The following is an 11,003-nucleotide window of genomic DNA, read 5'->3' as shown; positions in this document are numbered from 1 at the left end:
GGTTTTTTACTGATATGGCAGGCGTTGTCAGTGGCAGGGATAACGAAACTGCCCGCGCCATCAACACTGTTCACGAACCAGCAAACGCGGGAACTACTAATGTATCCCTTTCTAGATCGGGGTGGGTTAGACAAGGGCCTGTTTTGGCAGACTTGGGCAAGCTTATTGCGAGTGGCTCAGGGCTACTTTGGGGCGGCGATCGTTGGGGTTGGTTTAGGCATTTTGGTGGGTACGAATAGGATTGTGAATAGGGCGCTTGATCCCCTGTTCCAGTTTTTGCGGGTAATTCCCCCACTGGCTTGGGTGCCTATTACCCTGATTGCCCTGCCGAATGTGCAACTGGCAGCCGTATTTGTAATCTTCATCACTGCCGTTTGGCCAATTTTAATCAACACCACTGTAGGCGTGCAGCAGATCCCCCAGGACTACCGCAATGTGGCACGGGTGCTGCAAATTTCCCCCCGTAAGTATTTCTTTAAGATTCTAATTCCCTCGGCGTTGCCCTACATTTTCACAGGCTTGCGGATTGCGATCGGTCTGGCTTGGTTGGCCATTATCGCCGCAGAGATTGTGATGTCTGGCGTAGTGGGCATTGGCTACTTCATTTGGACAGCTTACCAGAATGGCTACGTGAGTGAAGTGATTTTGGCCCTGTTCTACATTGGTGCTGTCGGTTTAATGCTCGATCGCATTGCTGCTGCCATCCAAAACTGGATTGTGCCAGAGCAGTAAGGGGGAGAGTTGAAACAACTGGAAACGTCTTGCTCCTACCCCCCTTCTCCCAAGTTTGGGAGAGGGGGACATGGAAGAGAACTCAATAGTCACACTCAATATTCACAGAGAGGAAAACCGATGAGCATCTTTGTAGCCGTTGAAAATGTCGAGAAGGTATTTCCCCTAGCGGGAGGTAATGAGTATGTTGCTCTCAGGGGTATCGATTTAACCATCAAACGAGGGGAATTTGTTTCCTTAATTGGTCACTCTGGCTGTGGCAAGTCTACTTTGTTGAATATGGTGGCAGGATTAGATTTGCCCACGGATGGCCTGGTAACTATAGAGGGCCAACAGGTTCGCAAGCCAGGGCCTGATCGCATGGTGGTGTTTCAAAATTATTCTCTCCTGCCTTGGATGACGGTGCGGGAGAACATTGCCCTAGCTGTGGACGAAGTGCTAGCTCACCTCTCTAAGGCAGAGCGCAAGCAGATTGTGGAGCAGCACATTGACATGGTGGGGTTGCGTCATGCGGCGGATAAGCCCCCTGCCCAGCTCTCTGGAGGGATGAAGCAGCGAGTGGCGATCGCCCGCGCCTTAGCAATTCGCCCCAAGGTGTTGCTGCTGGATGAACCCTTCGGAGCCTTGGATGCCCTCACTAGGGGGAATCTGCAAGAGCAGTTGATGAAAATCTGTGAAGAGAATGGGGTGACAGCGGTGATGGTCACCCATGATGTAGATGAGGCCGTTTTGCTGAGCGATCGCATCGTCATGCTTACTAACGGCCCTGCCTCCAAAATTGGCGGCATCCTAGAGGTGGATATTCCCCGTCCCCGTCGCCGCATGGAAGTGGTCAAGCATCCCAGCTACTACAGTCTTCGCAGCGAAATCATCTACTTCCTCAATCAGCAAAAGCGCATCAAGAAAATTCGTGCCCAAAAAACAGCCGTGGTGGCTCGTCATGGCCTAGAAAAGGTGAACCTGCAACTGGGGTTTGTGCCCCTCACCGCCTGCGCCCCTCTGGCCATTGCCAAGGAAAAGGGCTTCTTTGCCAAGCATGGACTGGATGAAGTCACCCTAGTGCGGGAAACTAGTTGGCGCGGTATTGTTGATGGCATTGTCGGTGGCTATCTGGATGCAGCTCAAATGCCCTCCGGAATGCCCGTATGGTTGACCACTGGCGGACATCAAGAGCAACCTCTGCCTGTGGTTACTAGCTTGACCATGACCCGCAACGGCAACGCTATTACCTTAGCCAAGAGGTTCCTGGATCAGGGAGTCTACGGCGCAGCCGATTTCAAGCGCATGTTGCTAGAATCAGCAGACCAGCGGCACACCTTGGGTATGGTACATCCTTCCTCTATGCACAATCTGTTGTTGCGCTATTGGCTGGCTGCTAGTGGCATTGACCCCGATCGGGATGTGCAACTAAAGACTATTCCCCCTGCTCAAATGGTAGCCGACCTCAAATCTGGCATTATTGATGGTTTCTGTGTAGGTGAACCCTGGAACCTGCGGGCAGCGATGGAAAACATTGGCTTCACTGTGGCGACCGATCTAGAAATCTGGCAAGGTCATCCTGGCAAAGTGCTAGGTGTGCGGGAAGACTGGGCAGCCGCCTATCCCAACACCCACATTGCTCTGGTGAAAGCCCTGCTAGAGGCCTGCCACTACTGCGCTGACCCTGCCCACCACGAGGAAATTCGCCAGCTCATTGCAGGACAGGATTACGTCAGCACTAGCATAGACTACATTCACCTTGGTGACCCCAACAACTACACCTGTAGCCTAGATTCACCTCGGCGGGAATATGCCCACCACCAGTTCTACGGAGAAGGGGTGAACCGTCCTAGCCGCACCGAAACCCTCTGGACCCTAACCCAGCTTGCCCGCTGGGGAGATATTCCCTTCCCTCGCAACTGGCTAGAAATCCTGGAGCGGGTATGTCGGGTAAGTGTATTCAGCATTGCTGCCCGCGAACTGGGCTTGCTGGAAAGCAGCAACTACAGTCGGGGACCAATCCGCCTGTTTGATGGCATGGTGTTTAAGTCTGATGACGATCCGATCGCCTACCTAAATAGTCTCTCCATCAAGCGGGATTTCAGTGTGGCTGAGGTAATCCTTGATCGCCGATCGGTCATTGCCGCCTAACCCCATCCACCGTTCATCATTTCGTTCGTAGTGAGGACTTTAGTCCTCAACCTCCAAGGACAACGACTGAAGTCGTTACTACGAACGAATTAACCGAATTCACGTAACTGTTTCTGTCCATTCTGACAACACAACGGTAACTCCCATGACTCAAACAACTATTGCACCGCCCAAACAAAAGGCTGATATTAGCCTTGATGCCTTCTTGACCATCGAAAACGTCTCTAAGGTTTATCCCACCCCCAAAGGTCCCTACACTGTTCTAGAGGGTATTGACCTCACTGTTGCTGAAGGGGAATTTATCTGCGTCATTGGCCACTCTGGCTGCGGTAAATCCACCTTGTTGAATATGGTGTCAGGGTTTACCCAACCCACCAATGGTTCTGTACGTCTACGAGGTAAACCGATTACTAAACCCGGCCCCGATCGCATGGTGGTGTTCCAAAACTATGCCCTCTTGCCGTGGTTAACAGTGTTCGAGAATGTCTACCTTGCTGTGGATTCCGTCTATCCCCACAAATCTCTGCCAGAAAAGCGAGCGATTGTCCGTGACCACTTAGCACTAGTGGGTTTGACCGAAGCCGCTGAGAAAAAACCTCCTCAGATCTCTGGTGGTATGAAGCAACGGGTCTCCATTGCCCGTGCCCTAGCCATCCGCCCAGAACTCCTCATCTTGGATGAACCCTTTGGTGCCCTAGATGCCATCACCAAGGAAGAACTTCAAGAGGAACTGCTGAAAATCTGGAACGACCACCGCTGCACAGTGTTGATGATCACCCACGACATCGACGAGGCACTGTTTCTCGCCGATCGCCTCGTGATGATGACTAATGGGCCTGCTGCTAAGATTGGGGAAATTATGACTATTCCCTTCCCCCGTCCCCGCGATCGTGCCCGGATCATGGAAGATCCAGAATACTATGACCTGCGGAACTATGCTCTAGACTTCCTCTATAACCGCTTTGCCCACGACGATGTAGAGTAAGTTAAGAGTCTAATCACACTAACTGGGTTGGGTTACCGCCATGCCTAATCCAACCCTGCGTGATGGCGATCAGTTATCGAGCTATTAGCTGACCCTGATTTCGAGCCGCTCGAGTAGTCACTGCATCCCTGCGATCATGCAGGACGTTTGTAGTAAGGACTTAAGTCCTCACTACGAGCTATAACTGCAATTATATCCTCGTTGTTTTCGAGCACCATAGCTAAGGCTCTTCGTCAGGCGATTTTGGTGGGTTCGTGAAGAGTTTGGCCAAGGATGGCTTGGTGATTTTACCCATAGCGTTGCGAGGTAGGGCTTCCATAGTGAGGATGCGAGTAGGCACCTTGTAGGGTGCTAGGTAGGCTTTTGCCCATGCTCGCAACGATTCTAGGGTTAGCTCACAGTCTGGGTTGAGCACTAGAGCAGCACAGACCCGCTCGCCCCATTCTGGGTCGGCGACACCCACCACGGCGCACTCTTGAATGTCTGGATGAGTACGCAGAACTTCTTCAATTTCCAGAGCTGAGACTTTGTAGCCGCCAGTTTTGATGATGTCTACACTAATGCGGCCCAGGATGCGATAGGCATTCTCCTCTACGATCGCCAAATCCCCTGTGCAGAACCAGCCATCACGAAAAGCCTTAGCGGTTGCCTCTGGTCGTCGCCAATACTCTAGGAACACTCCTGGCCCCTTTACCTGAATTTCTCCCGCTATGCCAGGGGGCACAGGCATCCCCTCATCATCCACTAACCGTACCTCCACCTGCGGCAGTGGATTGCCAACATAGCCTGCCCGCCGTTGCCCATGGAGTGGATTAGAGAGTGCCATGCCAATTTCTGTCATGCCATAGCGTTCTAACAAGAAGTGCCCCGTAATAGTTTGCCATTTCTCCAGCACAGTTACAGGCAGAGCGGCTGACCCTGACACCATCAGGCGCAGACCAGCACAGGCTTGGGACCAGTGGGTTTGTCGATCGCGGGGTGCTTTCTCCCAGGCGGCAATTAGTTTGGTATAAATCGTAGGCACTGCCATAAACAGCGTCAGGTCACCCTGACCAATGCAGTTCCACACGGTTTCTGCCTCAAACTTACTGAGCATGTGACATTCGGCTCCAGACCAGAGAGCGCAGGTAAGTACATTGACAATGCCGTGGATGTGGTGCAACGGCAATACATGTAGGATACGATCGTCCGCACTCCATTCCCAAGCAGTTACTAAGCTAGTCACCTGAGCTTGGATGTTGCAGTGAGTAGTGACCACACCCTTGGGCTTGCCAGTAGTGCCACTTGTATACAGAATCAGAGCACGTCGAGTAGGGTCAACATCAGGTAGGTCGGCAATATCCGCTGGGAGTGGATCCGAAGTGAGGATGAATCGGCGGTGCTGGGCGGTGGCGATCGGTCGCAACAGATCTGCAAAGCTGGGATGGGCGACCACAATATCAGCGTCGGCATCCGTGATCACGTACTCTAGTTCGGGCCGGGGATGAGAGACACACAACGGCACAGCAATACCACCAGCTCGCCAAATGCCCCACTGGGTAGCAACATAGTCAAATCCGGCTGGCACCAAGAATGCTACCCGTCGCTCCTGCAAATCATTACTACCATTGAGCAGGTTAGTAGCTATTTGTTCAGAAACACGCAGCAAATCATAGTAAGTAAATTGACCATCAGTTGTTACGATTGCAGTTCTTTGACTGTAGTCATAGGCACGGGCAACTAACGGGAGCATTATGGGTATTAACCTCAGGGAAAAGGTGTTAAGAACTTGCTGACAGCAGTAAGATACTACAAAGGGGTGATAAATTTATAGCAGTGGTTGATGATAATGACTGAAGGGCAGCCGTTACCAGTCACCCGTTCAGCTACCAATTTTCAGTTCCTAATTAGTCAGTGTTAGTCAGTTACTGATTTTCAACTCCTAATTAGCTCGGTGGTGCAGAGTCAACTGTTAGTCCTGGCAGCTACGGTAGCAGTAATCCTGATTGCCGGGACTTAGTGGGATTTGTCCCGTAAGCTCAAGACAGCATGACACGTTGACCAGTGGCACATGGGTAACAATTGGCCAGACAAACCTGTTAGAGAATCTAATCAAAGGTGCATTTGTAAAAGGTGACACGAGGCTGGGATATGAATTTCAGGAATGATATGCAGTCATCTACGCTAACGTATGGGAGTCAATTGTTGCAGCAGCAAGAAGTCACTGGATCGCCAGTAAAACTATCGACGCAGCCCGTGCAGTCAGAGTTGCCCGTGTCACTGTTTCACAGTGGTCAATTGCTGGCGATACACCCCAAAAGTCGCGGCGGGTTGATTCTACAACGATCGTTCTATGCAGATTTGATTGGCCCTGGCAGCGCAGTTGGCGGCTACTTTGACGTTACCTGCAAGTCAGTTTACCTATTGGGTGACCTCAAGTTTTATGTGCCCGAAACCTATGAAGAGCGCCGACAATCCGTTCAGAAGCGGATTAGCTGCATCAAAAAGCAACAGTCGATCGTCCTAGTGCCTACTGCCATTGAGCGAGCAGAAATGATTATTGATCTGCTGTGTCGTTGGCTAGGGCGAGCCGAAGCCCAAAACATTCCCCACGAGCTGATGTCTCAGTTAGCCGGGGTACTTCCCAAGACTACCAGCCTAGCATGGCAACGCTACTTAGCAACATCTGGCCTTAGGGCGTAAATTCCAGGGTGATCAGGTAGGGGACGCTTGCTCCTGTAGCACTGTAGCTGTAGTTCTTAGCCTCTTCTAGTGCCGCAGTATCTAGCAACGGATAGCCAGATTTTTGAATTAATGTTGGGTCACTGACTAATTTACCTTCCCCATCAACAACAACCCCTAGTACTACCTTGATGGGTCGCTCGGCCTTCTCTACAATCGATTTTGCAGCAGACGGTGCTTTAACCTTAATGGGCAGGGGCTGCCAAGAGTTGGGGCTATCAGCACCAACGCCATTAGCCTGCAATTCTGTCAACCACTTTCCTAGTTCACCAGCAGCTTCTTCACGGCTAGTGCCCGCAGCATTGAATGATAACAGGTTTGGGTCAACCTCAGATGAGGGGGATGGCACTGTGATTGGTGATAGCGACTCACTAGTTGGCGATGGTCTAGGAGATGCGCTTGATAATGGTGATGCACTAGGCGAGGCAGGGCTATCCTGAGGTGATGGGCTGCTGCTGGGGGTAGGTTTACCGGCAATCTGCAAATTAGTCGAGTCTGGGGTGATGTTGTTCCAAGCAGTTGACCATGAGGTATTTCTAGACAGAATACTGTCGTCGAACAGAGGCGAATTTGCCGGACGTTGGGTAGGCTGCTGTCCTAGGGGAGGTTGCCGCATGGGAGCACCCTGAGCTAACGGATTGATCGCAATCACGTTAGGAGACTGTCTGTAGGGATTGTAGCCACCGGGTAGCCGGAACGGATAACCCAGACTAGGCAGGGGCGTTAGTGAATAGCCTGGGGTTCTGTTGCTGGGAAGCCTTCGTCCTAGCCAGTTGGGGGAATATTGACCACCAGGAACAGGAACTGTAGCGGTTTGCGGTTGGGGCAATACAGCAGAGGGCAAGCGTTTTTGTTGGTCGGGTGATAGTTCAATCACCTGTACGCGCTGTTGACGATCGGGGGTCTCAATCTCTGCTGGACTCAGCAATGGCAGAGTAACACCCACTAGCCCATGCACACCAACTGACGCAATAAATGCTATACCAGCAGGCTGACGCAGGTTATTGGGCAACGACTTCAACAGAGACAGATAAGACATAGCGGCTAATCACACCTCAACGTGGCTATTATGCCTCAAGTATTCACAAGACGGCAGGGATAACCAGCCAGTTTTTAGACTGGTCTGCCCTCGGCAAGTCGTCATGTTTAGGTGCTCTGAGGATAGATGTAGCAGTTGTATTTAAGTGTCTCTTGCTAATCTGGAATGTCTATACATGTGCAACATCTATAGTTGAGCACCACCCACAACGATAACTGAGCTGCCATAGGCTTGCTGGATATTGCTAACAGTTAACACCTCATGGCGAGTGCCACTAGCAATCAAATACTTGTTAAGCAGCAGCAGGCGATCGTACTGGAGGAGGGTTTCACCCAAATCATGGCTAATGACTAGTAACATTTTGCCTGCTGCCTTTAGTTCCTGAAACACCTCAAACAAGATTGCTTCGGTTTTCTTGTCCACACCGGTGAAGGGTTCGTCAAACAGTAACACATCAGCCTGCTGAGCCAATGCCCGCGCTAGGAACACTCGCTGTTGCTGACCGCCTGACAGCTCTGCCAGTTGTCGATGACGAAACTCCCACATTTCCACCCGTTGCAGAGCAGTTTTCACCAACTCGCGAGATGGCTGGTCAGGCTCTCGAAACCATCCTGTGGCTGCGATACGTGCCATGAGGGCTACGGTCCATACGGTTACGGGGTAGTCCCAGTCAATTTGCGATCGCTGGGGCATGTAGGCAACGCGATGACGTTGGCGGTGCAACGGACGTTGATCTAACAGCACTTGACCGTGGGTGGGGGTGATCAGTCCCAACATAGCCTTCAACAGGGTAGTTTTGCCTGCCCCGTTCGGCCCCAGAACTCCTACAGCCTGCCCAGGGGCGATCGTGAAATTGATGCCCCTCAACAGACAGTTACCCCGACAACTTACCACCAAGTTGAAAACCTCTAGCATTGTCACAGTCGCAAAAAATGAGTATCGTTCTCAATCTAAATTGAGTATCATTTTCATATTAGATAGATTACCATTCTCACTCACAGCAACATCATGATGTCTGTACAGCAACTAAACCAACGACTAGAGGCTTATTTAGGGAGTCTGGCTCTTGCGATCGCCGTGGCTTTGACTGGGTGTAATCAGCCTGAACCAGCGTCTACGCCTTCCACAGTTCCAGCTAGCCCTGCGGCTACTGTTTCCACCCCAACAGAGTCAAAGCCACGAGTTGTAGCGACCCACAATGTGTTGTGTGATTTGACGCGGACGATCGCGGCTGAGACTATCGACCTCACATGCTTGGTGCAACCTGGCATGGATCCCCACGTTTATCAGCCAACTCCCAGCGATCGCCAAGCCATTGACTCTGCCCAGCTTGTTCTCTACGGCGGCTATGACCTAGAACCCAGCATTGAAGCCCTGATCAAAGCCAGTAAGGGCAGCGCCCTGAAGGTAGCGGTTAGTGAGCAGGCTGTACCCAAGCCATTGTTAGGCAAAGCCCACGATCACGGTGCCCATGACCATGCTGATAAAGGCCACCACGACCATCACCACCATGCTGAGGCAGAAACCGTGCCAGATCCCCATGTGTGGCATAATGCCCAGAACGGAATTGCTATGGTGAAGGTGATTCGCGACCAACTTCAGAAATTAGCGCCTCGTCATGCTGATCAGTATCGTCAGACCTCAGAGCAACTGATTGCCCAACTGACTCGCTTGGATCAATGGATTGCTGAGCAGATTGCCACGATTCCTGCCGATCGGCGCAAACTGGTTACCACCCATGATGCCCTCAGTTATTATGGTCAAGCCTATGGGATTCAGATTTTAGGCACCCTCCAAGGGTTAAGTACCGCAGAGCAACCTACCCCTACTCGGCTCAAGCAGCTAGTGACAGAAATTAAGGCAGCACAGGTACCCACCATTTTTGCGGAGCGCTCTACGAACGATAAGGTGCTGGGCACATTGGCACGGGAAGCCAAGGTCACCCTCAGTCAGCAACCCATCAATGCAGATGGTCTGGGTCAGGCAGAGAGTGCAACGGGCACCTATATTGGCATGTTGGCTACCAATACTTGCACAATCGTCAACGGTTTAGGGGGCGCTTGTCGTCCATTTACTCCCTAGCCCAACGATGTCCGGTAAGTCTTGACCCCTAGACAGAATCATTGTGACGGATCATTGTGTCAATTCACAGTCCCCACAACCAGCGCTGTCAGCCATAATAGTAGGTAGTTAGTAGTAACCATATTGGCGAGGCAAGGATACTGTAGCTAGTCTGGATGTAGGTTAACATTTGGCTGGAGAATCTGCTGATTGGATCAGTAACAGGCAGCAACCTATTGTGGCATTGGAAACTATGGCTGACAGTTACACCTCGGAGGATGCACAACAGATTTTGCAGCGAGCGATCGCACGGCAGGCAGAAACGGGCGAACTGTCTCGCCAGCAACTGCTGGAAATTGCTGAAGAGTTGGGGATTAGCCCAGAGACCCTCACCGCCGCAGAACAGGAATGGAGGCAGCATCGCCAAGAGACAGCGGATAGAGCGCTGTTCAACCAAGAGCGTCGCCGTCGATTTCGTCATGATCTCGCTAAATTCGCCATTATCAACACACTGCTTGTAGGGATGAACCTGGCAACTACTCACCAAGTGGGGTGGTCGTTGTACGTGGTATTTGGTTGGGGAATTGCCATTGCCCTGAGTGCGTGGCGAACCTTTCAAGTTGAGGGAGATGACTACGAACGAGCCTTCCAGCGCTGGCAGCTCAAGCGCCAAGTGGGTCAGTCGCTCAAAACCCTGTCGAGTCGGTGGCTAAAGCGCCTGTCGGACTCATAGTTTCTGACGTGCTCAACTCTGGGGTGCTCTCTTCTAACAATAGCCAAATGTGCTGCATCAACTGCTGTAGGCCGCTACCCGTGGCCGCAGAGATCAGAAATACAGGGGATTGGCTCAGAGCTTGCAACTCCTGCACTAGGGTAGCCAGCCGATCGTCCTCTGGGTTCACGATGTCGATTTTGGTTAGAGCCAGCACTTGGGGGCGATCGCTGAGTCCGCGTCCATAGGCGGCTAGCTCCCGTTGAATAGTTCGGTAGTTGGCGATCACATCCTCTTGACTAGCGTCAACCAAGTGCAGCAACAGGCGAGTGCGTTCCACATGGCGCAGGAAGTCATGCCCCAGACCTACACCCAGGTGCGCCCCTTCAATCAGCCCCGGAATGTCCGCAAACACCGTACCATCTCCCGTAGGTTTGCGCACTACACCCAGATTAGGAACCAGCGTGGTAAAGGGATAGTCGGCAATCTTAGGACGGGCAGACGACAGCACTGAAATCAATGTGGACTTGCCAGCATTGGGTAAGCCAATGATGCCCACTTCTGCTAACAGTTTCAGTTCTAGACGCAAATGGCGAGTTTCTCCAGGTAAACCAGGTAATGAA

At 51.8% G+C, this 11,003-nt stretch carries 10 protein-coding genes; 6 read left to right on the top strand and 4 right to left on the bottom strand.

Annotated elements, in window-relative coordinates; genetic code table 11:
* The 3 genes from ntrB to NZ772_04450 form a co-directional block, all read left to right on the top strand.
* The coding region (gene ntrB, locus NZ772_04460) for a nitrate ABC transporter permease (GenBank protein MCS6812810.1) at window positions 1-732 on the top strand (732 nt) is incomplete at its 5' end.
* A 120-nt stretch (window positions 733-852) separates the two neighbouring features.
* Window positions 853-2,862: a nitrate ABC transporter ATP-binding protein gene (locus NZ772_04455; GenBank protein ID MCS6812809.1), complete on the top strand. Its 2,010-nt coding sequence runs from the start codon at window positions 853-855 to the stop codon at window positions 2,860-2,862.
* Window positions 2,863-3,007: 145 nt separating this feature from the next.
* A complete protein-coding gene (locus NZ772_04450) occupies window positions 3,008-3,847 on the top strand; it encodes a nitrate ABC transporter ATP-binding protein (protein ID MCS6812808.1) in 840 nt (279 codons plus the stop codon).
* A 220-nt stretch (window positions 3,848-4,067) separates the two neighbouring features.
* On the opposite strand, the gene NZ772_04445 is transcribed toward NZ772_04450, so the two are convergent.
* Complete coding sequence (locus NZ772_04445) at window positions 4,068-5,582, bottom strand: acyl-CoA synthetase (GenBank protein ID MCS6812807.1); 1,515 nt, start codon at window positions 5,580-5,582, stop codon at window positions 4,068-4,070.
* A 413-nt stretch (window positions 5,583-5,995) separates the two neighbouring features.
* Between NZ772_04445 and NZ772_04440 the strand changes: the two genes are divergently transcribed.
* Entirely contained in the window at window positions 5,996-6,529 is a 534-nt protein-coding gene (locus NZ772_04440) for a hypothetical protein (protein ID MCS6812806.1), read from the top strand.
* Here the strand turns inward: NZ772_04440 and NZ772_04435 are convergent.
* Window positions 6,519-7,607, bottom strand: a complete 1,089-nt coding sequence (locus tag NZ772_04435) for an energy transducer TonB (protein ID MCS6812805.1) — start codon at window positions 7,605-7,607, stop codon at window positions 6,519-6,521. The genes NZ772_04440 and NZ772_04435 overlap by 11 nt on opposite strands.
* Before the next feature lie 186 nt (window positions 7,608-7,793).
* Window positions 7,794-8,522, bottom strand: a complete 729-nt coding sequence (locus tag NZ772_04430; GenBank protein MCS6812804.1) for a metal ABC transporter ATP-binding protein — start codon at window positions 8,520-8,522, stop codon at window positions 7,794-7,796.
* 93 nt (window positions 8,523-8,615) lie between these two features.
* Here NZ772_04430 and NZ772_04425 point away from each other — a divergent pair, with 93 nt between their 5' ends.
* Both NZ772_04425 and NZ772_04420 read left to right on the top strand, forming a co-directional pair.
* Window positions 8,616-9,689: a zinc ABC transporter substrate-binding protein gene (locus tag NZ772_04425; protein ID MCS6812803.1), complete on the top strand. Its 1,074-nt coding sequence runs from the start codon at window positions 8,616-8,618 to the stop codon at window positions 9,687-9,689.
* 217 nt (window positions 9,690-9,906) lie between these two features.
* A complete protein-coding gene (locus tag NZ772_04420; GenBank protein MCS6812802.1) occupies window positions 9,907-10,401 on the top strand; it encodes a 2TM domain-containing protein in 495 nt (164 codons plus the stop codon).
* Here the strand turns inward: NZ772_04420 and NZ772_04415 are convergent.
* Window positions 10,355-11,003: 50S ribosome-binding GTPase (locus tag NZ772_04415; protein MCS6812801.1), on the bottom strand; the 649-nt coding region annotated here is incomplete at its 5' end. The two genes, NZ772_04420 and NZ772_04415, sit on opposite strands and share 47 nt — an antisense overlap.

It is taken from the genome of Cyanobacteriota bacterium, assembly GCA_025054735.1.
Taxonomy (GTDB): domain Bacteria; phylum Cyanobacteriota; class Cyanobacteriia; order SKYG9; family SKYG9; genus SKYG9.
Note: the sequence above shows the minus strand (reverse complement) of the source record. Positions and strands in the feature narration are given on the sequence as shown.

What these genes read in the sequence shown, in the direction of transcription:
- NZ772_04455 (MCS6812809.1), top strand. Translation starts at nt 853, where the DNA reads ATGAGCATCTTTGTAGCCGTTGAAAATGTCGAGAAGGTATTTCCCCTA.
- NZ772_04450 (MCS6812808.1), top strand. Translation starts at nt 3,008, where the DNA reads ATGACTCAAACAACTATTGCACCGCCCAAACAAAAGGCTGATATTAGC.
- NZ772_04440 (MCS6812806.1), top strand. Translation starts at nt 5,996, where the DNA reads ATGCAGTCATCTACGCTAACGTATGGGAGTCAATTGTTGCAGCAGCAA.
- NZ772_04435 (MCS6812805.1), bottom strand. Translation starts at nt 7,607, where the DNA reads ATGTCTTATCTGTCTCTGTTGAAGTCGTTGCCCAATAACCTGCGTCAG.
- NZ772_04430 (MCS6812804.1), bottom strand. Translation starts at nt 8,522, where the DNA reads ATGCTAGAGGTTTTCAACTTGGTGGTAAGTTGTCGGGGTAACTGTCTG.
- NZ772_04425 (MCS6812803.1), top strand. Translation starts at nt 8,616, where the DNA reads ATGATGTCTGTACAGCAACTAAACCAACGACTAGAGGCTTATTTAGGG.